The organism is Lactobacillus sp. ESL1191 (assembly GCF_058504435.1).
In genome coordinates, this window is sequence record NZ_CP196365.1 from 570,325 (window position 1) to 595,602 (window position 25,278).

A 25,278-nucleotide genomic window follows, 5' to 3' on the forward strand; every position below is an offset into this window, starting at 1 on the left:
TTTCATCTATACTAGATTAGTTAGATGAATTTTAACTAAAAATAGAGGAGCAAAAATGGCACAATTATTTTTTCTTTATGGTGCAATGAGCAGTGGCAAAACCATTGAAATTTTAAAGGATGCACATAATTACGAGGCCCAAGGCCGTAAAATTGCTCTGCTGACGAGTGGAGTAGATAATCGCAACGGGGTTGGTACGATTGCTTCGAGAATCGGAATGGAACGTAAGGCTGTCCCAATTGATGCTGAAATGGACGTCTTTGCTTACATCAAAAAGATTAATGCCGAGGATCAGGCTCGTGGTGATGGTCCAATTGCTTGCGTCCTTGTTGATGAAGCCCAATTTTTGGAGCGACATCACGTGATGGAATGTGCTAAAATTGTCGACGAATTAGGAATTCCGGTAATGGCCTTTGGCTTGAAGAACGACTTTCAGAACAACTTGTTTGAGGGTAGTAAGAACCTATTGATTTTTGCTGATAAAATTACGGAAATCAAAACAATCTGTCACTACTGCGGACGCAAGGCCACAATGAATCTGCGTATTCACAATGGCCTGCCAGTCTATGAGGGTGACCAGGTCAAAATTGGCGGCGACGAGAGCTATCACCCGGTGTGTCGTTTTCATTACTTTCATCCAGAGCAAATAAGATAGTTATAGAGGAGAAGAAAAAATATGGATAAGATTATGGCCAGGCTTGAAGGTCTTGTAGCGCACTACGATGAGCTGCAGGAAATGATGGCTGATCCAGAGGTTATTAATGACACCAAGCGTTATATGGAGATCTCCAAGGAGGAGTCAGACCTGCGCGAAGTGGTTGAAAAATACCGTAAATACAAGGCAGATAAAAAGGAAATTGCCGACAATAAGGAAATGATGGCTAGCGAAAGTGATAGCGACTTAGTTGAGATGGCCAAGGAAGAAAATAGTACGCTAGAAGCAGAAATTATTGACCTTGAAGATGAGATTAAGCTGCTGATGCTGCCCAAAGATCCTAATGATGACAAGGACATTATCATGGAAATCCGCGGTGCTGCAGGAGGTGATGAGGCCTCGCTGTTCGCTGGGGACTTACTTCGGATGTATGAAAAATATGCCGAACAGCAGAATTGGCAGGTTTCCATAGTTGATAGCGACCCTACCGAAGTTGGCGGCTACAAGCATATCGCCATCATGATTACGGGTAATAAGGTTTATTCAAAATTAAAGTATGAGAATGGTGCACACCGTGTACAACGGGTTCCAGTTACTGAGTCACAGGGCCGGGTTCATACCTCAACGGCAACGGTTGCAGTGATGCCAGAATACGAGCAAGTTGACTTTGAGTTAGATCCCAAAGACCTTAGAGTTGATGTTTACCGTGCTAGTGGTGCTGGTGGTCAGCACATTAACAAGACTTCCAGTGCCGTACGCATGACGCACCTGCCAACGGGAATTGCTGTTGCAATGCAGGACCAGCGGAGCCAGCAGCAGAATCGGGAAAAGGCGATGCAGATTTTGACTTCGCGAGTTTATGACTATTATGAAAGCCAAAACCGCGACCAATATGACGCTGAACGTAAGAGTGCAGTCGGTACCGGTGATCGTTCTGAGCGAATTAGAACATACAACTATCCGCAAAATCGAGTTACGGACCACCGCATTGGTTTGACTCTCAACAAGTTGGACCGGATTATGAACGGTGAACTAGATGAAGTTATCGATGCTTTAAGTCTCTACTTCCAAACTAAGCAACTAGAGGAGCTGGCCAATCAAAATGCCTAAGATTAAGACTTTGAAAGACTTGTATGCTTGGGCAAAAGACGAAGCAGGTGACCACCGAGATGAAGAGATTGCTTATTTACTGGCAGAGCGTTTACAACTTAGCCCAAGCGAATTTCAATTGAAAACAGATATGGAACTAACTGCAGGCCAGGTTAAGCAAGCGCAAAAAGATATGCAGAAACTGGTTAAGGGTATCTCGCCCCAGTATATCTTGGGCTATTCCTGGTTCTTGGGCTATCAAATGATAGTGCAACCAGGTGTGCTAATTCCGCGCTTTGAGACCGAGGAGTTGGTTGAGTGGGCACTGGACCGCTTAAAAACGGGAGACAAGGTACTTGATCTAGGCACGGGGTCGGGCTGCATTACAGTAGCTCTGGCACTGGAGGCTGCTAAGCGCGGAATTGCCAACCTCGACCTTTATGCGTCAGACGTGACCGATGCGGCCCTAAGGACTAGTGAAGAAAATTTTCTAAAGTACGATCTTGATGTGACTGTCCGCAAGGCCAATATTTTGATTGGTTTAGAAAAGTTTGACAAAATCATTTCTAATCCGCCATACATTAAAGAAACGGAAAGAGCCGTTATGGACCAAAATGTTTTGCAAAATGAACCAGAAGAAGCTCTTTTTGGGGGCAAGGATGGCCTGAATTTTTACCGTAAGTTTGCTCAAACAGTGCCTGAACACCTAAACAGCGGGGGCGAATTCTTTTTGGAGTATGGCTTCAGTGAAAAGGAGCAGTTACAGGACTTGTTTGCGCGTGAGTTGCCGGACTTTACCTGTGAATTTAAAAATGACCTGGCGGGAAAGCCGCGGATGGTTTGGGGGAAGTGGAACAAGTAATGGAAACAGAAATTTTTTCTGCAGGCCAAATTGATGCTGCGGTTAACTTGTTGGCTAAGGGGGAATTAGTCGCATTTCCGACCGAAACAGTCTACGGGTTAGGCGCACTTGCAACTAATGAAGAAGCAGTTAAGCAAGTTTATGCAGCCAAGGGCAGGCCAAGTGACAATCCGTTGATTGTGACGGTTGCAGATAAAGAAATGATGTCGCACTATGTCCAAGAAATTTCGGATCGAGCTGAAAAGCTGATTAACCATTTTTGGCCGGGACCGCTGACGATTCTGCTCAAGGCTAGGCCAGGCAGCTTACCTAAGGCCGTTACTGGCGGTCTAGCCACTGTTGCCTTGCGCTGTCCTGATGATCAGCTGACTCGTGAAATGATTGCCAAACTCGGTTCGCCAATTGTCGGCCCCTCTGCTAACACTTCGACTAAGCCCAGTCCAACAACTGCCCAGCATGTTTTTCATGACTTAAGGGGGAAGATTGCGGGTATTATTGACGGCGGCCCAACTAAGGTGGGGCTTGAATCAACTATTATTGATATAGCGGTTAAAAGTCCCGTTGTTCTGCGACCAGGTGCAATCACTCCTGAAGAACTTAGCCAGGTGCTTGGTGAAACCGTGCTAATCAACCGCGGTCAGGTATCAGATCAGGAGGTACCTAAAGCTCCAGGCATGAAGTACCGCCACTATGCTCCTAGTGCCGCGGTGGTGGTTGTAGATGATGCACAGGATTTTGCACAAATTAACTTTGACGAAAATACAGGGGTCATGGCGCTAAATGCAGAATTGACCAAGCTTGATCTGCCAGCCCAAAACAAGTTTGACCTGGGCAATGATCTGGCTGATGCTGACCGCAACTTATTTGCGGGTCTACGTTATTTTGATGATCAGAGCCAAATTAAGCAAATTTTTGTCCAGGGTTTTGGCGGAAGTGAGCAGACTTTAGCCTACATGAACAGGCTAAATAAGGCGGCCGCGGGTCATCATTTTCAAGTAAAATAAAAAATAACTAGCAAAGGACTTTAAACCCTTTGCTTTTTTGATTAAAATAACTCTAAACATGTATATTTTTAGGAGGAACAAATGGGCAAATTTACGGTATTGGATCATCCATTAATCCAACACAAGTTAACTATTATCAGGCGCAAGGAGACGAGTTCAAACGAATTTCGCCAAATTGTCGGCGAGATTGGGGGACTCATGACCTATGAAATCACCCGCGACTTGCCGCTGCAAGATGTTGAAATCGAGACCCCGATTGGCAAGACCACGCAAAAAGCGATTGCTGGTAAGAAATTGACCATCGTTCCCATCCTGCGGGCAGGTATTGGGATGTTAAATGGAGTAATGGAAATGATTCCGGCTGCTAAGGTTGGTGTGATTGGGATGTACCGCGACGAAGAGACACTGACACCGCACGAATATTTTTGTAAAATGCCAAAAGACATTGCGGAACGTGAATGCCTAGTTGTTGACCCAATGCTTGCTACTGGCGGCTCTGCTAATATGGCCATCAGCGCCTTAAAGAAGCGCGGTGTCACGGATATTAAGTTGGCCGTTTTGGTTGCAGCTCCTGAAGGGGTAAAAGCAGTCCAGAAAGAAAATCCCGACGTTGATATTTTTGCGGCTGCAGAAGATGATAAATTATTGCCAAATGGCTACATTTTCCCAGGTCTAGGAGACGCTGGTGATCGCCTGTTTGGCACGAAATAAGTAAATTATTGTAGAATTCGCTTACAAACTTACACAAAATTATTGAATGGTGTTAATATTGTATGAGTGTTCGAAAATGGGCACAAGAAGGGAGGTCACGAAGTATTGGAGGAATCATTTGTTTTTAAATTTTTGGGTTTAAACTTTGATCTCGCAGGGATCATCGGTTCAACTTTAATGGCAGCTACAGTTTTATTGGTCTGCATTTGGCTGTCACGGACAGTTGAGCTGAAACCAAACAAAAAGCAAAACGTACTGGAATACCTACTCGACTTCACTGATGGCATTGTTAAAGACAACGTCAGTGATTCCGATGCACGGAAGCACCTCTCGCTGTATGCCTTTGTTTTGTTTCTCTTTATCTGGTTTATGAACCAGCTGGGGATGTTCCTGGAGGTCAAAGTCGGTGACTTTATGTTTATTAAGTCACCAACAGCGGACCCGGTAACGACAATGTCGTTTGCAATGATGACCTTGCTCTTATCATTTACTTTTGGAATGCAAAAATTTGGCACGCGTGGTTATTGGCGTAACTATGCTGAACCAGTTGGTTTTTTGTTCCCAATCAATATGATTGAGGAAATAACCAACTTTTTAACACTATCTTTGCGTTTATATGGTAATATCTATGCGGGTGAAGTTTTATTAACGTTGATTGGTAATAACCTGGCTCCTAGCTTTGGAATTCCAACAATGATTTTGGCAGCTCCACTGGCTATGATATGGCAAGGTTTCTCTGTCTTCATTGGCTCTATCCAGGCATATGTTTTCGTAACTTTATCAATGGTTTACATTGGTAAAAAAGTTACAAAAGAATAATTTTTTGGAGGTTTAAATATGTCACAAGCTTTTAAATATCTTTCAGCTGCACTTGTAGCTGGTATTGCAGCCCTTGCTGCTTCTTGGGGTAACGGTAAGGTTATCACTAAGACGGTTGAAAGCATGGCGCGCCAACCTGAAAGTGCTGGCAACCTGAGATCAACAATGTTTATTGGTGTTGGTTTGATCGAAGCTGTTCCTATCTTGGCGATTGTTGTTGCTTTCCTGATTCTCTTCCTTTAATTTGCCAAGAGTTAATAGGTTAAAAAAGAGAGAAGGGCAGTAAATGACATTTCAAACATTATTTGCAGCCTCAGCGAATCACATCTACATCGGTAATACCATTTGGTACATGATTGTCTTCGCAATTTTGCTTCTTTTAGTTAAGCATTATGCTTGGGGACCAGTCTCCGACATGATGGAGAAGAGACGGCAAAAAGTAATCAATGATTTGGATTCAGCCGCAGATAACCGCAAAAAAGCCGAAGTTTTGGCTAATGAACGTGAAGCTGCTTTAAAGAATTCAAAACAAGAGGCAATGCAAATTCTCTCTAGTGCAAAGACTGACGCGCAGAAGACGAGCAGTCAGATTGTCGCAGAAGCTAACGATGATGCTGCTGCGATTCACGCCAAGGCTAAAACCGATGCCGCTCAGGCAAAGGCTGCAGCTTTAGATGAGGCACGTGCAGAGGTGGCTGATATTTCGGTCACAATTGCTGAAAAAGTAATTGCACGGAATTTGTCTGCTGATGACCAAAAGGATTTGGTTGATCAATTTATTAAGGGGCTGAATAAGTAATGGCCTTGAGTAAAGAAGAAATTGCTGCACGTTATGGTACTGCACTGTTTGATTATGTGCAGGATATGAAAGCTTTAGATGCTGTTCATGCGGATTTACAGGAGTTGCGCCAAGCACTGTCTGCTCATCCACAAATTTTACAGGTTTTTAGTGATCCGATACTAAACACTACAGAAAAGAAAAAGGCTTTGTCTGCAATTGAGCAGGGTTTGGTCGATGAAGTCCAGAACTTTCTGAACTTACTACTCGATTATAATCATTTTTCTGCTCTGCCAGCTATTATCGTTTACTTTAACGACTTGTATAACGAAAACAAAAAAATCATGGCGGGAACCGCAATTACGTCAATTGAATTAGACGAGTCCCAGCTTAAGGCTTTGGGCGAGAGTTATGCACAAAAATATGGCTTGACCCAGGTTCACCTTGATAACGAGGTTGACGATAGCATTATTGGTGGTGTGATTCTGAAAGTCGGCGATTATGTCGTTGATGGTTCCGTCAAAAACAAGCTGACCAAGATTCGTGCGCAGTTAATTAGTAAAGATTAAAAGAGGTGAAACCATTGAGCATAAAAGCAGAAGAGATTAGCTCTTTGATCAAGCAGCAGCTTGAACACTATGATGACAAACTCGACATTAAAGAAGTTGGAGTTGTGACTTACATAGGTGATGGTATCGCCCGGGCTCACGGATTGAATAATGTTCTGGCCAATGAATTGTTGGAATTTGACAATGGTTCTTATGGTATTGCTCAAAACCTTGAATCAAATGATGTTGGTATCATTATTTTAGGTAACTTTGACAATATTCGAGAAGGCGACCAAGTCAAGAGAACCGGTCAAATTATGCGGGTTCCGGTTGGCGATGAGTTAATCGGTCGGGTGGTTAACCCTTTGGGTCAGCCAGTCGATGGGTTAGGCGAAATCAAGACGAAGAAGACGCGGCCAATCGAGGACACGGCTCCAGGCGTGATGGAACGGCAGTCGGTTAATCAGCCACTGCAAACCGGTATCAAGTCAATTGATGCCCTCGTTCCAATCGGCCGGGGTCAGCGTGAACTCATTATTGGTGACCGTAAGACGGGTAAAACCAGTTTGGCCATCGATACCATTTTGAACCAAAAGGGTCAAGACGTAATCTGTATCTATGTCTTCATTGGACAAAAGGAATCAACGGTTAGAACCCAGGTAGAAACATTGAAGCGTTTCGGCGCAATGGATTATACGATTGTGGTGGAAGCCGGACCAAGTGAACCGGCACCGATGCTGTACATTGCACCGTACGCTGGGACCGCGATGGGTGAGGAATTCATGTACAAGGGCAAGGATGTTCTGGTGGTCTTTGATGACCTATCCAAGCAAGCCGTGGCCTACCGTGAACTTTCCTTGCTCCTTCGTCGTCCGCCTGGTCGTGAAGCCTACCCGGGTGACGTTTTCTACTTGCACTCACGCCTTTTAGAGCGTAGTGCGAAGTTGAGTGATGACCTGGGCGGAGGATCGATGACGGCAATACCGTTCATCCAGACCGAGGCCGGAGACATCTCAGCTTATATTCCAACCAACGTGATTTCAATTACGGACGGCCAGATCTTCCTGCAGAGCGACTTGTTCTTTGCAGGGACACGGCCGGCGATTGACGCTGGTAACTCTGTTTCCCGGGTTGGTGGTAGTGCCCAAATCAAGGCGATGAAGAAGGTTGCGGGTACCTTGCGTACCGACCTGGCCGCCTTCCACGAACTGGAGAGTTTTGCCCAGTTCGGTAGTGACTTGGATCAGGCAACGCAAGCCAAGCTGAACCGTGGTCGCCGGGTTGTTGAAGTATTGAAGCAGCCACTGCACGACCCAATTCCGGTCGAAAAGCAGGTTGTCATTTTGTACGCTTTGACTCACGGCTACCTGGATTCCGTTCCGGTAGAAGATATCGCACGCTTTGAAAAAGAGCTATATGATAACTTTGATAATGCTCACGCAGACTTGCTTAAGCAGATTCGTGAGACCGGTGAATTACCTGATGAAAAAGAGTTACAAGCTGCACTTAGCGCATTTGCAGATAGCTTTTCACCAAGTAATAACTAGGAGGTAATTATGCCTGCATCATTACTTGAGTTGAAGAATAAAATTGCTTCAGTTAAGCAAACTGGTAAAATCACGGAGGCCATGCGAATGGTTTCCGCGGCAAAATTAAACCAAACCGAAAAGCGCGATAAGGGCTATACGACCTATAATGATCATGTTCGCAATACACTGTCGCGACTAATGAGTGCTGAAGTTATCAACCACCTACATCGTGAAAATGTTAAGGTGGATGCTGATAGTATGGGTAAAATTGACTATGAGAATGTGTTTGACCTCGGAATTATCTCTGATATGATTCAAGCACGTAAAGAAGTCAAATCTACCGGCTATTTAGTTGTTACTGGTGACCGGGGTTTGGTTGGATCTTATAATAGTGCAGTCATAAAAAATATGATGGGACTAGTTGAAGATTCAAGAGCCCAGCACCGGGACATCAAGATTTTGGCAGTTGGTTCAGTTGGTGCGGAGTTTTTTAAGAAAAATCACCTAAACGTGGTTTATGAAAACAATGCGATCACTGATGTGCCAACTTTTGATGAGGTTTTGCCAATTGTTTCAACGGCGATTAAAATGTATTTGAACGGAGTTTACGACGAGTTGTACGTCTGTTATACCCACCACGTTAACTCTTTGTCATCTGCATTTCGGGTTGAAAAGATGCTACCAATTGTCGATATTGATATTGGCATTAAAGAAGCTGAAGCGCACAAAGATTTAGAATATGATATTGAACCTGATGTTAATGCAGTCTTAACCACTTTAGTTCCGCAATATGCGCGGTCGACTATTTATGGTGCAATTTTGGATGCCAAAACATCCGAGCATGCAAGCTCGATGACAGCCATGCAGAGTGCAACGGACAACGTTAATGATCTGGTTTCAAGTCTAACTACTAAGTTAAACCGTGCAAGACAAGCAGAAATCACTACTGAAATTACTGAAATTGTCAGTGGTGCCAATGCTTTGAAATAATTAGAGAAAAGGAGGTAGATATTTTGAGTGAAGGTGAAGTTGTTCAAGTAATCGGCCCTGTGGTCGATGTAAAATTTCCACTTGATAAAGGCCTACCTGACATTAATAATGCTTTGCGTGTAATTAAGTCCAAAGACGAGACGATTGTCCTTGAAGTTACGCTAGAGCTTGGTGATGGGGTCCTTAGAACAATCGCCATGGAATCTACCAATGGTCTGATGCGCGGGATGAAAGTCCAAGATACTGGTGGCCCAATCTCAGTGCCAGTTGGCAATGATACCTTGGGCCGGGTGTTTAACGTTTTAGGCGACACGATTGATAATGGACCCGAGTTTGGTCAAGATCATGATCGTGATAGCATCCACAAGGAAGCACCTAAATATGATGAACTGACTACTAGTCAGGAGATTCTTGAAACCGGAATAAAGGTTATCGACTTACTCGAGCCTTACGTTCGTGGTGGTAAAGTTGGTCTGTTTGGTGGTGCTGGTGTTGGTAAAACGACGATTATTCAAGAGTTGATTCACAACATTGCCCAAGAACATGGCGGTATTTCTGTCTTTACTGGTGTTGGTGAAAGAACGCGTGAAGGTAATGACCTTTACTTCGAAATGAAGGCATCGGGCGTTTTGAGCAAGACCGCGATGGTCTTTGGTCAGATGAACGAGCCGCCTGGTGCCAGAATGCGGGTAGCCTTGACGGGACTGACTTTAGCTGAGTACTTCCGGGATGTTGAAGGGCAAGATGTGTTACTTTTTATTGACAACATCTTCCGCTTTACCCAAGCGGGTTCCGAGGTCTCGGCCTTGCTGGGCCGGATGCCAAGTGCGGTTGGTTATCAACCGACGCTGGCTACAGAAATGGGTCAATTGCAGGAAAGAATCACTTCGACTAAGAAAGGTTCTATTACTTCAATTCAGGCCGTTTATGTGCCAGCCGATGACTATACTGACCCGGCACCAGCCACAACTTTTGCCCATCTGGACGCAACGACCAACTTGGAGCGTAGCTTGGTTGAGCAGGGGATTTATCCAGCTGTTGATCCGCTCCAATCCACTTCTAGTGCCTTGGATCCGGAAGTTGTTGGGCAGGAGCACTACGAAGTTGCTACCCAAGTGCAGCACGTCCTGCAACGTTACCATGAATTACAGGACATCATTTCTGTTTTAGGAATGGATGAATTGTCTGATGAAGAAAAGGTAATTGTTAGTCGGGCACGGAAGATTCAGTTCTTCCTGTCACAAAACTTCTTTGTTGCAGAGCAGTTTACCGGTGTTCCCGGTTCTTATGTTCCAATCAAGGAAACGATTAAGGGCTTTAAGATGATTCTGGATGGTCACCTCGATGACTTACCAGAAGATGCTTTTCGGAGTGTTGGTCCAATTGAAGACGTTTTGAAAAAAGCGCAGTCGATGGGCGTAACTGCTAGCGATCCAGAAGCTAAAGCATTGCTAGAAAAGTAGGGTGATGTCAAATGGCAGATCCAGAAAAACTTTTCAAAGTAAATGTGGTAACTCCTGATGGCTTGGTCTTTTCCCATCGTTGTAGTCTCGTCGAGATGCGTGCAATTGATGGGCAACGTTCAGTCATGTATAATCACTTACCGCTTTTAACCCCACTAGCAATTGGTGAAATCAGGGTTAAACGCAGTCGTGAAGACAATGAGACAGTTAATCATATTGCTGTTTCAGGTGGTTATTTTGAATTTTCTGATAACGTTGCCACAATCATTGCTGATAGTGCTGAGCGTTCGAGCAGCATCGATGTTTCTCGGGCCGAAGCGGCCAGAAAACGAGCACAAGCGGCGATGGAAGAAGCTAAGGCCAGTCATGATCAACAATCACTTGAACGTGCGCAAGTTGCGTTGAAAAGGGCTGCGAACAGAATTAGTGTTTACAATTCCAGTAACTAGTATTAGAGTTTTAAACGGATGCACCAAAAGTGTGTATCCGTTTTTGTTTAATTAGAGAAAAGCGAGAATTAAGATGTTTCAACTAGGTGTTCACGCCCTAATCAGTATTATTATTTACCTATTTACGATTGCCTTATCATTTCAAATAATGAAAAATGTCCAAGTCGAAAAAATTATCCGCAAGGGGAGAGTTTTTGAAGCCCAGTTACTGCTCATCTTCAGCGCAATTGCCTTAGGTTTTTTAGTGGGGAACTTCTTGATTGCCCTCATGGATACGTCAATGCAACTACGGAATTTCTTTTAAAACTTGGTAAAGTGACCTAAGTTCCCGTCAAACTTGCCTGCCTTTATGGTAGAATATACAATGAATATTTATGGAGGATTATCGTGGCACGAGATATAGGAATTGATTTAGGAACAGCCAATGTGCTCATTAACGTTTCTGGTAAGGGAATTGTACTGAATGAGCCATCTGTAGTTGCTGTTAACACAAGTACAAATAAGGTAGTTGCAGTGGGAACTGAAGCATACATGATGGTTGGCCGGACACCCGGTAATATTCGGGTTGTTCGCCCACTTAAAAACGGCGTCATCGCTGATTTTGATATTACTGAAGCGATGCTTTCATACTTCATTGAAAAGCTTAACGTCAAGGGTTTCATGTCCAAGCCAAACATCATGATTTGTGCACCAACTGGGGTTACTTCGATTGAGCAGAAAGCTATTATTCAAGCTGCCGAAAAATCTGGTGGTGGTAAGGTTTACCTCGATTTTGAACCTAAAGTTGCAGCCATTGGTGCCGGGTTAGATATTTTTAAACCTCAGGGCAACATTGTGATTGATATCGGTGGCGGCACCACTGATATTGCCGTTTTGTCGATGGGTGAAATTGTTACCAGCCAGTCATTGCGTTTTGCTGGGGATCACATGAACCAGGCCGTAGTGGCATACATTAAGAATAAGCATAACTTACTGATTGGTTCAAGAACTGCTGAGCAGATTAAAATTGAGATTGGTAGTGCCTTTGAGCCGGATCAGGAGCAGACAATTACTGTGCGCGGGCGGGACGTCGTTGATGGCTTACCCAAGCAAGTGACGGTGTCGGCCCCAGAAATTCAGGAGGCGTTGCATGATGGCTTGATGACCATTATTGCGTCAACTAAGGATGTGCTCGAAAAGACTCCGCCCGAGCTTTCAGCAGATATTATTGACCGCGGCATTATGCTGACTGGAGGCGGGGCTCTGCTAAAAAATATTGATAAGCTAATTTCGTATTACTTGAAAGTGCCAGTGCTAACGGCCGATCAACCGCTTGAAGCGGTTGCCTTAGGCACGGGGATTTTGCTTAACAACATTGAGAAGCATCAGCTTGGCTAATTAGGAGATTACTTTGCGTAAAATTTTGATTTACCTGGTAAAATTTTATCAAAGGGTTATTTCACCGGCTTTACCTAAGAGTTGCCGTTACTATCCCACCTGTTCAACTTATATGATTGATGCTTTGACTAAGATGGGACCGCTCAAGGGGCTAATTATGGGTTTATGCCGGATTTTGCGTTGCAATCCTTTCATCCGCGGCGGGGTCGATCCTGTACCTGATGAGTTTACGATTTTTCGTAATCCGCATCCGGAAAAATACGAGGATGAAATCATTGCCAAAAAATTCCACCCATCAACGAAGTAGGAGCTATTATGTCAAAGAAACCAGAAAATATTAATGTTGAAATTAATGAGTTAAAGGGGAAAGAAAATCCGACCTGGGAAGTGATCATTCCCAATAAAAAGACCATTGGAACAATTGAGAAGGGTTCCGGACGCTACCGCGCAACAACTAGCAAAACGAATAATGTTTTGTATGCCAAGAGCCTAGAGAGCAGCATCAATGATTTGCTGTCTTACTTTGCACTACATGAAAAATAATGGACAGTGATTTTTAATGGTAAAAGTAGAAAATAAGACTAACCTGTTTGACCAGATAGCTTGGAAGATTGTGGTTCCGGTGCTGTTGTTGGCGGCGGTCGGTCTTTATGCAATTTATTTTGCAGCAGTTGATGACCCCAGTCATATGGGGAGCCCGCTAAAAGCGGTCCTCATGCAGGGACTATGGTATGTTATCTCCCTTGGAATCGTAGTATTTGTTATCCAATTTGATGCAGAGCAACTCTTTCGAATAGCACCTTATGTCTATGCTTTTGGGATTATCCTATTAATTGCGGTTTTGTTCTTCTATAACCGGGCAGTTGCAAGCAGTACAGGGGCAAAGAGTTGGTTTAAAGTTGGTCCCATTTCTTTCCAGCCTTCAGAGGTGATGAAGCCCGCGTTTATTTTAATGCTGGCCCGGGTGGTTCACGAACACAATCAAAAACTGCTGCACACGCTGCGCAATGACTGGCTACTGATTGGAAAGATTATGGCCTGGCTATTGCCAATTGCCATTCTGCTCAAGTTGCAGAATGACTTTGGCACGATGCTGGTCTTTATTGCAATTGTGGGTGGGGTGATTTTGGTTTCGGGTATCTCCTGGAAAATCATTACACCAATGTTTGTGCTTGTTTTTATTCTGGGCGCAATTGTCATTTTTATGGTTACCACGGCAGGCGGCCAGTCATTCTTGAGTCATTTCTTTCAACCTTACCAATTCAAACGAATTATGTCATGGCTTAACCCTTCGACCGATACGTCATCAGTTGCTTATCAACTCTGGTTGAGCATGCAGGCCATTGGCTCTGGCCAAATTTTTGGTAATGGTTTTGGTAAGCTGAGCGTTTATGTACCAGTGCGGGGCTCCGATATGGTTTACTCTGTTATTGGTGAATCCTTTGGCTTTATTGGCAGTGTGGCTGTAATTCTGCTTTACCTATATTTGATTATTCAAATGGTCCGCATTACTTTTGATACTAAGAATGCCTTTTACTCTTACGTTTCAACTGGGGTCATTATGATGATTCTCTTCCACGTTTTTGAAAACATTGGTATGAGCATTGATTTGCTACCATTAACGGGGATTCCATTGCCGTTCATTTCTCAAGGTGGTTCAGCGCTGATTGGCAACATGATTGGAATCGGGATGATTTTGTCAATGAAGTACCATAATAAGGATTACATGTTCAGTCAAGCCGGCGACTTTTAAACATAAAAAAGCAGTTCACATCATTATTGAACTGCTTTTTTGTTTACTTTAATTAAAACTAATTATCATGCTGTTTCGGTGGACCGGCAGACCAGCACGTCACAATCCGCTGTTCGCGTGACGTATTCAGTCACACTGCCGATCAGGATTCGTTCAACTGCATTAAGCCCGGTTGCACCGATCACAATTAGATCTACATCATGCTTTTGAGGAAACTGGTGGGCAATAATTTCTTTTGGTGCGCCAAACTCAATAGCATAGTGGGCGTCTTTTACGCCTGCACTTTCGGCAGTATCATAATAGTCCTGCAATTTTTTCTTGGCATCGGCGGATACCTGTTCCACCATTTGAGAGTCGAAGCTTGACACATTTTGAAACGACCGGGTATCAATAACGTGTAAAATTTCTAATGTGGCGTCATTGCGTTTAGCAGCCGCGACGGCTTTTTTAAACGCCAAGTCAGCCTCTTTAGAACCATCAACGGCAACTTGAATGTGGTAATATTGTTTTGTCATGTAAAACACCTCTTTCACCATTATTCTACCAAATTTTCACAGAATTAATAATCCTTTTGATTGATCAAAATGCTAAAAATAAAAATAGTTACTGAGCTGAGAATAAGCGTAATTAGGTTAAGGTAACGGTTGCCCAACAGCAAAATGAAGAAACCAATAACACTTTCCAAAAATAGGATTACTGCCGTCCAAGACATAATTGACCGAAAATTTGCATTGTTCTTACGGTTAAATACCAAAAAATGATCTGTCCGATTGTACCAAAGGTAGTAGGCAGTAGTTAGTAAAACGATTAAATAGATGATAATAAAAACTTTGAGAGTCATAAAAAAGCTCCACACAAAAAACGGTCCTGAGACCGTTCTCTTATAAATTTCAAAGAAATCCGAGTCGACTAAACATAGCAAAACAATGCTTGTTGAACCCGCAGTGTTCAAAAAATGAGAAGTATCACGACGAATATGGATCCTATGCAAAATTGATAGTATTCCGATTCGATAGTTATTTACTATCTCGCACGTATTATGTTTGACCGGTCAACTTTATACAATTAAACTAAGCAGTCAACTCAGATCAAGTATTATACTAAGCTAATGGAGTAGGACTTGTCAACTTTTTTATAGGCAAGTTGCTGCAACTGCGGGCAAACTACTTTTAAGTTATCCAACCAGAATAACGGCATTAGTTAGAGTACTGGTGCACTTGTTATGGCCCTGATAATTGAGCAAAAGCCAATTCTTGCCTTGAACTTATTGGTTTTGGTTGATTCACTGGGGCTTTTTCTTCAATCCTTCTTTTTGCATGTTTTGTAAAACTAAATACTGCTTTTGGAGGGCTTTTTCAATTTTTGAATTACCCTTGGGATCAAAGTAATGCTGACCGGTTAACTTGTCGGGTAAATATTGTTGGGCTACCCAGTCGCCTGGATAGGAGTGTGGATAGACATAATTAGTTCCATGCCCCAATTTAGCCGCTCCAGAGTAGTGGGCGTCCTTCAGATTGTCAGGAATGGCACCAAAATCATGCTGGCGCACGTCGTTTAAAGCCTGATCGATGGCCTTAATGGCACTATTACTCTTAGGTGAGAGGGCTAGTTCAATTACGGCATTGGCTAGGGGAATACGGGCTTCTGGAAAACCCAAACTTTGTGCTGCTTGAATAGCGATTATGGCATGCTGGGCGGCCGCTGGATTAGCGAGGCCAATGTCTTCGTAAGCGATCACACTCAAGCGCCGGCAGATAGCTGGAAGGTCCCCTGATTCAACTAACCGGGCTAAATAATGGAGAGCGGCATCCGTGTCAGAACCACGAATTGACTTTTGAAAAGCTGAAACCAGGTCGTAATGCCCGTCACCACTGGCATCAAAGTTTTGACTGCGCAATTGGATAGAATTTGCCATTTCTTCCTGGTTGATGGTAAAACCTTGTTCTGTGCTCTTGCCCGCTGCAATCATTTCTTGTTTGGTTGACCGAACTGCAAGCTCCAGGCCATTCAAGGTGGAACGCAGGTCACCGTTGCCTTTTTGAATGAGCAGTTTTTGGGCATCATTAGTGACTTTAACCTGGTATTTTCCGAGACCATTCGTGGTATCCTTTAAGGCCCGGTCAATAGCCTGCGTGACATCTGCTGCGGATAAGGACTTTAATTCAAAAATCTGACAACGTGACCGAATGGCAGGTGAAATGGAGATGTATGGGTTTTCCGTGGTTGCGCCAATTAAAATAATCTCTCCCTTTTCGAGTAAGGGGAGGAGGAAGTCCTGCTTAGTCTTGTCCAGGCGGTGAATTTCATCTAATAGCAAAATGACCGTACCGCTCATTTTGCCTTCCGTTGCAACCTGTTCTAATTGCTTCTTGCCATCAGTTGCCGCATTGAGCTTGCGAAAGGCATACTTAGTTGAACCGGCGATGGCACTGGCAATACTAGTCTTACCGATTCCAGGTGGACCATACAGAATCATTGAGGATAGCAGTTTGGCTTCAACCATCCGGCGAATAATTTTACCCGGACCGATTAAATGCTGCTGACCTACGACCTCATCCAGATTTTCTGGTCTCATCCGATAAGCCAGTGGCTTCATGATGATTCTCCATGAAAGAGCCGGTGCCAAAAACCAGTCTTTTGGGAGCCAGTTTTCTGACTTAGCTCGGATTTTGGCATTTCTGGTGCGTACACCTGACCAATTTCAACGCGCAGCTTATTAATGGCCGTTTTGGCGACTACTAAGATCGCGGTATCAGTTGGGCCGGTTTTGGCTGTTTCATTATTGACTAGCGTGAATGGAATGTCGTACTTACCGCAACTTAATTCGACTTGGTTTAAAAAGTCATTGTGGAGGTTGCCATTGACCAAAATGGAATAGCCCCTGAAGTCTTTAAAGTGTAGCAAGAACTGTTGAGTTAACTGGGGATCTTCGACTTCGGTGTTATTCATGCGCAGCAAAACGCGTTCACGTAAAGAACCGAGAAACTGTCTGCGTTCATCGGGCCGCGTTTGGGGGGTAATCCCTTGGGCAGCATTTTCGATTCTGGTATTTAAATCATCGGACATTGCTAAACTTCCTTTCGAGTAACAAAAACCCCTTTCCCAGGAGGAAAGGGGTTTTGTGATTGAAGAAATTAAAGTAGCTTGTTGTAGTATTCAACAACTAGGGCTTCGTTAATTTCAGGTTCCAGTTCGTCACGTTCTGGAAGACGTACAAGAGAACCTTCCACCTTATTGTCATCAAATGAAACAAATGATGGGCGGCCCACAACTGCTTCAAGTGCATCTTTGACTTGTTGCAAGTTCTTTGATTTTTCCCTGAGGCCAATGATTTGACCAACCTTGACATCATATGAAGGAATATCAACGCGCTTGCCATCAACAGTAATATGGCCGTGGTTAACTAATTGTCTAGCTTGTTCTCTAGTAGTGGCAAAGCCAAGACGGTAAACCAGGCTGTCCAGGCGGCATTCAAGCAGAACCATGAAGTTGGTACCATGCTCGCCCTGACGAATCTTACCGGCCCGCTTGAACAAAGTTCTAAATTGACGCTCGTTCAAGCCGTACATCCAACGCAGCTTCTGCTTTTCGTGCAATTGTTCGCCGTATTCTGACAGGCGACCGCGTGAGTTAGGGCCGTGTTGACCTGGCGCATAGTTACGCCGACTAAGTTCTTTACCAGTACCTGAAAGTGAGATACCTAATCTTCTTGATCGTTTCCAACTTGGACCTGTATATCTTGACATAAAATCCTCCAATAAAATCTGCTGACAGTTTTTGGAGTAAAATATTACACATAAGTTCAGCATTCGTGCATCTTAATTTTCATTTTCGCCTGTTGCAGCGTCGGTTACTCGTTCACTAAAACGTATTAAGATGTTGACGTTCTTGCCACTTATAGCTGCAAATATTTTACACGTCCCATATTATAGCGGTCTGGCCGGCTTAAAGCAAGAAAAATCACTATTTAGCATATATATGGTAGAAAAAGCTGGAAAAAGACTTTTTTCTGGGTTATTATTCCTGTTACCTGAACTCTGTTATGACGGTTCGAAAACAGTTTCCACAGTATAAGATAAATTTGGTATAATTGGGGTAGTTTTTGGAGGAAAATTATGTCATCAACCCAGTCGATTATTGTAATTATTGCGATTTTAATCATTATTTTTGTTGTGGCCCTTATGTTAGTGGTCAATCGGCGGCAATTGCGCGAAATTCTTGAACTTGACAACATGATTTCGAAGATTGAACAGATGGACCTAACTGCCGACATTGTCAAACTCGACAAGATGGATCTGGCTGGTGAAAGTTTGACAACGTTCACGACTTGGCGCAAGAGTTACCAGCAAGCCTCCAGTAAAAAAATCCCGCAAGTGCAAGAGCTGTTGGAGCAAGCAGCTGAACAGAATGCCCACTATCAATTGCTAAAGGCTCATAAGACTATTAAAGCGGCCCAGGAAGTTATGCGGCCGACTTATAGTGATGCTAAAAACACCAAAGAAGTTTTTACCGAGTTACTTGAATCCAATCGGGAAAACCAAATTCAGTACGATGATCTAAACCAAAGTTATCAAAAACTACGCAAGTCAGTCTTGGCCGATTCCTATGAGTACGGTAATGCTATTGACCGAATTGAAAATGACCTGTCAGCGATCGAAAGTGATTTTTCTGAAGCAAAAAGTTTAACTGCCCAGGGTGACCAGGTGGAGGCCAAGCGGGTTTTATCTCAAATCAAAGTGGCGCTGAGCTCAATTAGTAGTATTTTGCCTAAGATTAGAGCAGGGCGTCAAGCACTCGATACGGTCTTTCAAGAGCAGCTTAGGGAACTTTCTGATACTTATAAAAAGATGATGTCGTCGCAGTATTATATAACTGAAATTGACGTACTTGCCGAAATCAAAAAGTTGCACCTGCAGGTTGATGAAGCTGGCAAACTGCTGGCAGAACTAAAAACTACTGAACTGGAGCAACGAATTACCGCAATTAAGTCTGCGATAACCCACTTGTATGACGTTTTGACCAAGGAGTATAAGGCACGTCCCTTTGTTGAAGATAATCAGGACAAGATTCAGCGCCTCCTAGCCCATGAACAAGTTGAGTCCAAGAATTTGGTTGAAAAATTGCGCCACATTGATGAAAGTTATGAACTGACGCATGGTGAACTGGCCGCCAGCCGGCAGCTAGAGCAGGAAATCAATGAGATGAACCGGCAATATACCGTTGATACGCAAAATTTAGCGGATGGTAAAGGGGTATATTCGGAAATTAAAGCTTCGTGGCTAAGCATGCTTGAGCGTTTGCGTGAAATCACCGCTGAGCAGAAAACAATGGCCCAAGACGTAGATGGTTTGTATGATGCAGAAAATGTTGCTAATGATTCGATTAACGAGTTTAAGCAAGAAGTTTCCTTGATCTATCGCCGCCTTGAACGCAAAAAACTGCCTGGTAAACCCGACACCTTTGTCCAGATGTACACTTTGGTGGTCAATGAGATTGGCCATGTGGCTAAAGAACTAAGTCAAGTTCGCATAAATATGGAAAAGATTTCCAATGAATTAATTCAGATTTCTGACGATGTTGAACGTTTGAAGCGTGAGGCCGATGACATCATTAGCTCCTCTGACCTAGTTGAACTGACCATGCAGTATTCAAACAAATATGCGGGAAACAGTGTCATCAAGCAGGCTCAACAAGAGACCATGGCACTATACGGCCAGGAATATAACTATAAGGATGCCCTGGATACAATTGCAACGGCCATTGAAAAAGTTGAACCTGGTTCATATCAGCGGCTTGAGAACCTGTATTATTCAGAAAATAATCAATAAAGCGCTATGCGGTAAGCAGTTTTAAAGAGATAACTTAGAACTGCTTTTTGCTTGGACAAGGACTATCAATTGAAGGAAGTCAGTATTTAAGCTACAATTGTTAAGTTATGCAGGATTGTTTGAGGGGAGCAAAGATTAGTGATTTATTTTGATAATAGCGCAACAACCAAGATTGACCCAACAGTTTTGACTACATATGACCAAGTGGCGCGAGAAATCTGGGGAAATCCCTCGAGTTTACATCGGTTGGGTGATCGTGCAGCCCAATTGTTAGCAAGCTCACGCGAACAACTCGCTGACCTCTTAGGAACAAAGCCTAGTGAACTCTTTTTTACTTCAGGCGGAACCGAGGCCAATAATTGGGCCATTAAGGGTACAGCCTGGCAAAAACAAACATTTGGCCAACATTTAATTACTTCAAGTGTGGAACATGCCTCGGTGGCCAATGCTTTTACTGCGCTGGAAAACCAAGGCTTTCGGGTTACGCGCCTGCCAGTTGATAAAACTGGCCGGGTCAATGTTAATGACTTGCGCGCCGCTCTGGATAGTGACACCACACTGGTGTCAGTTATGGGGGTCAATAATGAAATTGGGACAATTCAACCAATTGAGGACATTAGTGACTTGCTTGCCAATTATCCGACCGTTAACTTTCACGTTGATAATGTGCAGGCTATTGGTAAAAATATTTGGTCACGAGTCTTCACTCCTCGGGTTGATTTAGTCAGTTTATCGGCACATAAATTTCATGCACCACGCGGAACTGGCATCCTCTATAAAAAAGCCGGTAAAATGATACTGCCACTCCATGATGGTGGTGGTCAAGAACAGGGCTTACGATCCGGAACGGAAAATTTGCCAGCAATAGCGGGAATGGCCAAGGCACTGCGTTTGCTACTTACTGATGAAGTGCAAAAGGCTGATCGGGAAGCGGCTATCAAGCGCAAAATAGTTGACTACTTGCAAGCTAAACCGGGAATTGAAATTTTTTCACCAGTTTCTCTGAATTTTGCTCCGCACATACTTTGCTTTGCCTTAACTGGTATTCGAGGGGAGACATTGGTCCACACGCTAGAAGAATACGACATCTACACTTCGACCACTTCAGCTTGTGCTTCTACTCGGTCTACTACAGCAAGCACCTTGTCAGCGATGCAGATTACTGATCGAGTAGCGACTAGTGCCATTAGACTCAGCTTTGATGAAACCAATACGATGGCAGAAGCTGAGGAGTTTATCAGGGTCTTTGAGGAGATTTACCAACACTTTGCCCCAATTAATCATTTAGGAGAATAAAGGAATGAAATACACTGAAATTATGGTTCGCTACGGTGAACTTTCAACTAAGGGAAAGAATCGCAAGGATTTTATCGGTCGGCTAGCTGGCAATGTGACCAAAGTCTTACGTGACTTTCCGGAAGTAGAAATTCGGCCCAAGCATGACCGTATGCACATTATTCTTAATGGAGCACCTTTTGCTGACGTCGATCAACGACTTAAAAAAGTTTTTGGGATTCAAACTTATTCGCCGACTATCAAAATCGAAAAAACTTTAACGATGATTGAAGAGACAGCACTTGCTTTGATGAAGGCGACATTTAAGCCGGGAATGACCTTTAAGGTTAATACCAGGCGTAGCGACCACAACTTTGCTTATGATACTAACGAGTTAAACCAAATGATTGGGGACTACTTGTTTGGTCAAATGGATAACTTAAAAGTTGAGATGAAGCAACCTGACTTGGTCCTTCGGATTGAGGTGCGCCAGGATGCGGCTTACCTTTCTAGCCAATTACTTCGCGGTGCCGGTGGCATGCCGGTAGGTACCGGTGGTCGTGCTGTCATGATGTTGTCTGGCGGGATTGATTCACCGGTTGCTTCCTATCTAGCACTCAAGCGCGGAGTTGAGATTGACATGGTTCACTTTTATAGTCCACCATATACTACTGAGAAGGCGCTGAATAAAGCTAAGGAATTAACTGGTATTTTAGCCAATTATGCTGGGCGCATTAACTTTATTGCCGTGCCGTTTGCGGAAATTCAGGAGACGATTAAAGCCAAAATCCCTGAAGGCTACTTGATGACGATTCAGCGCCGTTTTATGTTGCGGCTGGCCGACCAGCTTCGGGCAAAACGCGGGGGTCTGGCAATTTTTAATGGCGAGTCGGTTGGTCAAGTTGCTTCGCAGACACTCGAATCAATGGTGGCAATTAACGATGTTACCACCACACCGGTGTTGCGACCGGTAGCCACGATGGATAAGACAGAAATTATTGCTTTGGCTGAAAAAATCGGGACATTTGATCTTTCTATTCAACCCTTTGAAGATTGCTGCACAATTTTTGCTCCGCCTCGTCCTAAGACTAAGCCTAAGGTTGACAAAGCTCGTGAATATGAAGCACGGTTGGATACCAGTGCACTAATTGATCGTGCACTAGCAGGAATTGAGATCACGCCCATTTATCCGAATGACCAGTTTTTGGCTGATAAAGCCCAAGAAGATGCTGCATTACTCTAAAAAAAGTGCTATAATGTTGACAAAGTAATAACCAAGAGGTGTTAACCCGGTAAACAGAGAATGGTCCATTGGTGGTGAGAGGCTAAGGGTTAATTGGTAGCTTGGTTGGTCTGGTCAGCTGAACCAATAGTAAGCCGGCCCGGCAATTCGCCGTTATCGCAATGTGAGAGAAGCAGCATTTATGCTGGCTTAACTTAGGTGGTACCGCGGTTAATTATATCGTCCTAGACAAGATGTCTAGGACTTTTTTATTGGAGGAAAATGATGACAGACTTAGCACCTAAATATGACCCGCAAGCGGTTGAGCAGGGAAGATATCAAGAGTGGCTTGACCAGGACTTATTCAAGCCATCAAGTGAGCAAAAGGCACACCCCTATGCAATTGTTATTCCGCCACCTAATGTGACGGGGAAGTTGCACTTGGGTCATGCCTGGGATACGGCTATTCAAGATGCCTTAATCCGGTTTAAGCGGATGCAAGGCTTTGATACGCTTTATTTGCCAGGGATGGATCATGCTGGGATCGCTACTCAAGCTAAAGTTGAGGCCAAATTGCGTGATCAGGGCAAGAATCGACATGAGATGGGGCGTACGGCCTTCGTTAAACAAGTCTGGGATTGGAAGGATGAGTATGCCAGCATCATCAGGAGTCAGTGGGCTAAGATGGGCTTGTCCCTTGATTATTCCCGTGAACGCTTTACTCTAGATGAGGGTCTATCTAATGCAGTGCGGCGTGTCTTTGTTAAGTTATACGAAGAGGGGCTGATCTACCGCGGAGAATATATCATCAATTGGGACCCGGAACTGCAGACAGCTCTGAGTGATATTGAGGTTATCCACCAGGATGACGAGGGTGCCTTCTATCACATCAAGTATCCGTTCGCCGATGGCTCTGGCTTTGTTGAGATTGCTACCACCCGTCCAGAAACCATGTTTGGTGATACAGCCGTTGCCGTAGCCCATGGTGATGATCGCTATAAGGACATTGTTGGTAAGGAACTGGTTCTGCCGCTAATTGGCCGTCACATTCCGATCATTGAAGACCAACACGTAGATCCTGAATTTGGGACGGGTTTAGTAAAAATCACACCGGCACATGACCCGAACGACTTTGCGGTAGGTAACCGGCACAAGTTGGCGCGGATTAATGTCATGAACGACGATGGGACAATGAATGAGCAAGCCGGCAAATATGCGGGGATGGATCGCTTTGAGTGTCGTGAAATGCTGGTTAAAGACTTAAAAGAGCAGGGCTATCTCATTAAGATTAAGCCGATTGTGCACTCAGTTGGGCACTCGGAGCGGTCGGGTGTTCAGGTTGAGCCTCGCTTGTCAACACAGTGGTTTGTTAAGATGAAGCCGTTAGCCGAAAAGGCGCTGCAAAATCAGGAAACTACTGACAAGGTCAATTTTGTGCCCGAGCGGTTTGAACTTACCTTCAAGCAATGGATGGAAAATGTTCACGACTGGGTAATTTCGCGGCAATTGTGGTGGGGCCATCGGATTCCGGCTTGGTACCAGAAGCAAACCGGTGAAGTGTACGTTGGTGAAGAAGCACCTGAAGATATTGAAAACTGGGAGCAGGACCCCGATGTGCTGGATACTTGGTTTTCAAGTGCGCTGTGGCCATTTTCAACGCTAGGCTGGCCGGATGAAAAATCCGCTGATTTCCAGCGCTATTTCCCTACCAATGCCTTAGTCACTGGTTATGATATTGTCTTCTTTTGGGTTTCGCGGATGATTTTTCAAAGTTTGCACTTCACGCATGAGCGACCATTCAACGATGTTGTCTTGCACGGCTTAATTCGTGACGAACAAGGACGCAAGATGAGCAAGTCTCTAGGCAACGGGGTTGATCCGATGGACGTGATTGACCAATATGGTGCTGATGCTTTGCGCTGGTTCCTGCTTAATGGTACTGCTCCGGGTCAAGATACACGTTACAACCCCAAGAAACTGTCTGCCGCCTGGAACTTCATTAATAAGGTTTGGAATGCGTCTAGGTTTGTGATTATGAACTTACCCGCTGAGACAAAACCAGCCCACAAGCCGAATACTGCTTCCTTTGACTTAGCTGATCGCTGGATTTTTGACCGTTTAAACCATACGGTAGGTGAAGTTATTCGCTTGCTTGATGAATATAAATTCGGCGAAGCGGGTCGGGAAATGTACAACTTCATTTGGAATGACTTCTGTGACTGGTACATTGAAATGGCGAAAGTTGCCTTAAATGGCGGAAATCAGACCTTAAAGGCGCGAAAACAAGATAATCTAGTCTGGATTTTGGATCAAATTTTGCGCATGTTACACCCCATTATGCCATTTGTAACCGAAAAACTGTGGCTGTCGATGCCACACCAGGGCAAGTCAATTATGGTGGCTAAGTATCCAGAAACTCATGATGAATTTGTTGACGATCAGGCCCGGCATGAGATGGACTTCTTAATCGAAACAATTAAGGCTGTCCGCAACATCCGTATGGAAGTTAATGCCCCGCTTTCTGCGCCGATCGATATTATGATTCAACTTGAAGACCCTGAAAATGAGCAGATTTTAGCAGATAATACCGATTATGTTAAGAATTTTTTGCATCCTAAGAAGTTGACGATTGCCGGTCAAATTGCTGCTCCTAAGTTGGCCAAGACCGCGGTCATCTCCGGCGCTCAGATTTTTGTGCCTTTGGTTGACCTAGTTGATGTGGATGAAGAAATTCAGCGCATGAAAAAAGAAGAACAAAGCCTCAAAGCTGAGCTTGAACGGTCAAGTAAAAAGCTGAGTAATCAAGGCTTCGTGGCTCATGCACCGGAATCGGTGATTGCCAAAGAAAAATCCAAGCAGGCCGACTATGAGCACCAGCTTGAAAGCGTCAAGCAGAGAATTCAGGAATTAAAAAAGAGTGAGTAAC

The 25,278-nt window shown here is 44.1% G+C and carries 27 protein-coding genes; 22 read left to right on the forward strand and 5 right to left on the reverse strand.

The genetic code is table 11. The annotated features are described in order from the left end of the window. Positions 1–55 precede the first annotated feature (55 nt). From ACSYSN_RS03050 to ACSYSN_RS03135, 18 genes are all read left to right on the forward strand, one after another. Positions 56–655, forward strand: a complete 600-nt coding sequence (locus tag ACSYSN_RS03050) for a thymidine kinase (RefSeq protein WP_491712706.1) — start codon at positions 56–58, stop codon at positions 653–655. 21 nt (positions 656–676) lie between these two features. After that, positions 677–1,765, forward strand: a complete 1,089-nt coding sequence (gene prfA / locus ACSYSN_RS03055) for a peptide chain release factor 1 (RefSeq protein WP_491712707.1) — start codon at positions 677–679, stop codon at positions 1,763–1,765. Continuing rightward, positions 1,758–2,606, forward strand: a complete 849-nt coding sequence (prmC, locus tag ACSYSN_RS03060) for a peptide chain release factor N(5)-glutamine methyltransferase (protein ID WP_491712708.1) — start codon at positions 1,758–1,760, stop codon at positions 2,604–2,606. Before prfA ends, prmC begins: the two co-directional genes overlap by 8 nt. After that, entirely contained in the window at positions 2,606–3,610 is a 1,005-nt protein-coding gene (locus ACSYSN_RS03065; protein WP_491712709.1) for an L-threonylcarbamoyladenylate synthase, read from the forward strand. Before prmC ends, ACSYSN_RS03065 begins: the two co-directional genes overlap by 1 nt. Before the next feature lie 81 nt (positions 3,611–3,691). Continuing rightward, positions 3,692–4,321, forward strand: a complete 630-nt coding sequence (gene upp / locus ACSYSN_RS03070; RefSeq protein WP_317638066.1) for a uracil phosphoribosyltransferase — start codon at positions 3,692–3,694, stop codon at positions 4,319–4,321. A 105-nt stretch (positions 4,322–4,426) separates the two neighbouring features. After that, positions 4,427–5,140 (forward strand): F0F1 ATP synthase subunit A, encoded by a 714-nt coding sequence (gene atpB, locus ACSYSN_RS03075; protein ID WP_491712710.1) that lies wholly within the window; start codon positions 4,427–4,429, stop codon positions 5,138–5,140. An 18-nt stretch (positions 5,141–5,158) separates the two neighbouring features. Then, on the forward strand, positions 5,159–5,383 hold the full coding sequence (atpE, locus tag ACSYSN_RS03080) for a F0F1 ATP synthase subunit C (RefSeq protein WP_317638068.1): 225 nt from the start codon (positions 5,159–5,161) through the stop codon (positions 5,381–5,383). A gap of 43 nt (positions 5,384–5,426) precedes the next feature. After that, complete coding sequence (gene atpF, locus ACSYSN_RS03085; protein ID WP_491712711.1) at positions 5,427–5,939, forward strand: F0F1 ATP synthase subunit B; 513 nt, start codon at positions 5,427–5,429, stop codon at positions 5,937–5,939. Continuing rightward, positions 5,939–6,487 carry an ATP synthase F1 subunit delta gene (atpH, locus tag ACSYSN_RS03090; protein ID WP_491712712.1) on the forward strand — a complete coding sequence of 183 codons (549 nt, stop codon included), beginning with the start codon at positions 5,939–5,941 and terminating at the stop codon, positions 6,485–6,487. Before atpF ends, atpH begins: the two co-directional genes overlap by 1 nt. 14 nt (positions 6,488–6,501) lie before the next feature. Then, positions 6,502–8,013 (forward strand): F0F1 ATP synthase subunit alpha, encoded by a 1,512-nt coding sequence (gene atpA / locus ACSYSN_RS03095; protein WP_317638071.1) that lies wholly within the window; start codon positions 6,502–6,504, stop codon positions 8,011–8,013. Between the two features lie 9 nt (positions 8,014–8,022). After that, entirely contained in the window at positions 8,023–8,985 is a 963-nt protein-coding gene (locus ACSYSN_RS03100) for a F0F1 ATP synthase subunit gamma (RefSeq protein ID WP_491712713.1), read from the forward strand. Between the two features lie 23 nt (positions 8,986–9,008). Beyond that, a complete protein-coding gene (gene atpD / locus ACSYSN_RS03105) occupies positions 9,009–10,448 on the forward strand; it encodes a F0F1 ATP synthase subunit beta (protein ID WP_491712714.1) in 1,440 nt (479 codons plus the stop codon). 11 nt (positions 10,449–10,459) lie between these two features. Next, a complete protein-coding gene (locus ACSYSN_RS03110) occupies positions 10,460–10,897 on the forward strand; it encodes a F0F1 ATP synthase subunit epsilon (protein ID WP_317638074.1) in 438 nt (145 codons plus the stop codon). A gap of 73 nt (positions 10,898–10,970) precedes the next feature. Beyond that, positions 10,971–11,201 (forward strand): DUF1146 domain-containing protein, encoded by a 231-nt coding sequence (locus ACSYSN_RS03115; protein WP_317638075.1) that lies wholly within the window; start codon positions 10,971–10,973, stop codon positions 11,199–11,201. A gap of 83 nt (positions 11,202–11,284) precedes the next feature. After that, positions 11,285–12,274: a rod shape-determining protein gene (locus tag ACSYSN_RS03120; protein WP_317638076.1), complete on the forward strand. Its 990-nt coding sequence runs from the start codon at positions 11,285–11,287 to the stop codon at positions 12,272–12,274. A 13-nt stretch (positions 12,275–12,287) separates the two neighbouring features. Next, positions 12,288–12,581 carry a membrane protein insertion efficiency factor YidD gene (gene yidD / locus ACSYSN_RS03125; RefSeq protein ID WP_491712715.1) on the forward strand — a complete coding sequence of 98 codons (294 nt, stop codon included), beginning with the start codon at positions 12,288–12,290 and terminating at the stop codon, positions 12,579–12,581. 8 nt (positions 12,582–12,589) lie between these two features. After that, positions 12,590–12,817: a DUF2969 domain-containing protein gene (locus tag ACSYSN_RS03130; RefSeq protein WP_317638078.1), complete on the forward strand. Its 228-nt coding sequence runs from the start codon at positions 12,590–12,592 to the stop codon at positions 12,815–12,817. A gap of 16 nt (positions 12,818–12,833) precedes the next feature. Beyond that, positions 12,834–14,027 (forward strand): FtsW/RodA/SpoVE family cell cycle protein, encoded by a 1,194-nt coding sequence (locus ACSYSN_RS03135; RefSeq protein ID WP_491712716.1) that lies wholly within the window; start codon positions 12,834–12,836, stop codon positions 14,025–14,027. Positions 14,028–14,092: 65 nt separating this feature from the next. Here the strand turns inward: ACSYSN_RS03135 and ACSYSN_RS03140 are convergent, their stop codons facing one another. The 5 genes from ACSYSN_RS03140 to rpsD form a co-directional block, all read right to left on the reverse strand. Beyond that, entirely contained in the window at positions 14,093–14,542 is a 450-nt protein-coding gene (locus ACSYSN_RS03140; RefSeq protein ID WP_491712717.1) for a universal stress protein, read from the reverse strand. Positions 14,543–14,586: 44 nt separating this feature from the next. Continuing rightward, entirely contained in the window at positions 14,587–14,868 is a 282-nt protein-coding gene (locus tag ACSYSN_RS03145) for a hypothetical protein (RefSeq protein ID WP_491712718.1), read from the reverse strand. A 441-nt stretch (positions 14,869–15,309) separates the two neighbouring features. Then, a complete protein-coding gene (locus tag ACSYSN_RS03150; RefSeq protein ID WP_491712719.1) occupies positions 15,310–16,623 on the reverse strand; it encodes a replication-associated recombination protein A in 1,314 nt (437 codons plus the stop codon). Then, entirely contained in the window at positions 16,620–17,093 is a 474-nt protein-coding gene (locus tag ACSYSN_RS03155) for a YueI family protein (RefSeq protein WP_491712720.1), read from the reverse strand. Before ACSYSN_RS03155 ends, ACSYSN_RS03150 begins: the two co-directional genes overlap by 4 nt. A 68-nt stretch (positions 17,094–17,161) precedes the next feature. Next, positions 17,162–17,773 (reverse strand): 30S ribosomal protein S4, encoded by a 612-nt coding sequence (rpsD, locus tag ACSYSN_RS03160; RefSeq protein ID WP_317638084.1) that lies wholly within the window; start codon positions 17,771–17,773, stop codon positions 17,162–17,164. Positions 17,774–18,142: 369 nt separating this feature from the next. On the opposite strand from rpsD, the gene ezrA reads away from it, so the two are divergent. From ezrA to ACSYSN_RS03180, 4 genes are all read left to right on the forward strand, one after another. Beyond that, a complete protein-coding gene (gene ezrA, locus ACSYSN_RS03165) occupies positions 18,143–19,855 on the forward strand; it encodes a septation ring formation regulator EzrA (protein WP_491712721.1) in 1,713 nt (570 codons plus the stop codon). A 138-nt stretch (positions 19,856–19,993) separates the two neighbouring features. Further along, positions 19,994–21,151 (forward strand): cysteine desulfurase family protein, encoded by a 1,158-nt coding sequence (locus ACSYSN_RS03170; RefSeq protein WP_491712722.1) that lies wholly within the window; start codon positions 19,994–19,996, stop codon positions 21,149–21,151. 4 nt (positions 21,152–21,155) lie between these two features. Next, entirely contained in the window at positions 21,156–22,373 is a 1,218-nt protein-coding gene (gene thiI, locus ACSYSN_RS03175; RefSeq protein ID WP_491712723.1) for a tRNA uracil 4-sulfurtransferase ThiI, read from the forward strand. A 264-nt stretch (positions 22,374–22,637) separates the two neighbouring features. Continuing rightward, a complete protein-coding gene (locus ACSYSN_RS03180; protein WP_491712888.1) occupies positions 22,638–25,277 on the forward strand; it encodes a valine--tRNA ligase in 2,640 nt (879 codons plus the stop codon). Position 25,278 lies beyond the last annotated feature (1 nt).

Excerpts from the sequence above, each read along its gene's own strand:
- ACSYSN_RS03150 (WP_491712719.1), bottom strand. The coding sequence starts at position 16,623 with ATGAAGCCACTGGCTTATCGGATGAGACCAGAAAATCTGGATGAGGTC.
- ACSYSN_RS03110 (WP_317638074.1), top strand. The coding sequence starts at position 10,460 with ATGGCAGATCCAGAAAAACTTTTCAAAGTAAATGTGGTAACTCCTGAT.
- prmC (WP_491712708.1), top strand. The coding sequence starts at position 1,758 with ATGCCTAAGATTAAGACTTTGAAAGACTTGTATGCTTGGGCAAAAGAC.
- ACSYSN_RS03100 (WP_491712713.1), top strand. The coding sequence starts at position 8,023 with ATGCCTGCATCATTACTTGAGTTGAAGAATAAAATTGCTTCAGTTAAG.
- atpE (WP_317638068.1), top strand. The coding sequence starts at position 5,159 with ATGTCACAAGCTTTTAAATATCTTTCAGCTGCACTTGTAGCTGGTATT.
- ACSYSN_RS03140 (WP_491712717.1), bottom strand. The coding sequence starts at position 14,542 with ATGACAAAACAATATTACCACATTCAAGTTGCCGTTGATGGTTCTAAA.
- ACSYSN_RS03130 (WP_317638078.1), top strand. The coding sequence starts at position 12,590 with ATGTCAAAGAAACCAGAAAATATTAATGTTGAAATTAATGAGTTAAAG.
- ACSYSN_RS03145 (WP_491712718.1), bottom strand. The coding sequence starts at position 14,868 with ATGACTCTCAAAGTTTTTATTATCATCTATTTAATCGTTTTACTAACT.
- ACSYSN_RS03155 (WP_491712720.1), bottom strand. The coding sequence starts at position 17,093 with ATGTCCGATGATTTAAATACCAGAATCGAAAATGCTGCCCAAGGGATT.
- ACSYSN_RS03065 (WP_491712709.1), top strand. The coding sequence starts at position 2,606 with ATGGAAACAGAAATTTTTTCTGCAGGCCAAATTGATGCTGCGGTTAAC.
- ACSYSN_RS03135 (WP_491712716.1), top strand. The coding sequence starts at position 12,834 with ATGGTAAAAGTAGAAAATAAGACTAACCTGTTTGACCAGATAGCTTGG.
- atpH (WP_491712712.1), top strand. The coding sequence starts at position 5,939 with ATGGCCTTGAGTAAAGAAGAAATTGCTGCACGTTATGGTACTGCACTG.
- ACSYSN_RS03115 (WP_317638075.1), top strand. The coding sequence starts at position 10,971 with ATGTTTCAACTAGGTGTTCACGCCCTAATCAGTATTATTATTTACCTA.
- ACSYSN_RS03180 (WP_491712888.1), top strand. The coding sequence starts at position 22,638 with ATGACAGACTTAGCACCTAAATATGACCCGCAAGCGGTTGAGCAGGGA.
- thiI (WP_491712723.1), top strand. The coding sequence starts at position 21,156 with ATGAAATACACTGAAATTATGGTTCGCTACGGTGAACTTTCAACTAAG.
- prfA (WP_491712707.1), top strand. The coding sequence starts at position 677 with ATGGATAAGATTATGGCCAGGCTTGAAGGTCTTGTAGCGCACTACGAT.
- atpF (WP_491712711.1), top strand. The coding sequence starts at position 5,427 with ATGACATTTCAAACATTATTTGCAGCCTCAGCGAATCACATCTACATC.
- upp (WP_317638066.1), top strand. The coding sequence starts at position 3,692 with ATGGGCAAATTTACGGTATTGGATCATCCATTAATCCAACACAAGTTA.
- rpsD (WP_317638084.1), bottom strand. The coding sequence starts at position 17,773 with ATGTCAAGATATACAGGTCCAAGTTGGAAACGATCAAGAAGATTAGGT.
- ezrA (WP_491712721.1), top strand. The coding sequence starts at position 18,143 with ATGTCATCAACCCAGTCGATTATTGTAATTATTGCGATTTTAATCATT.
- ACSYSN_RS03050 (WP_491712706.1), top strand. The coding sequence starts at position 56 with ATGGCACAATTATTTTTTCTTTATGGTGCAATGAGCAGTGGCAAAACC.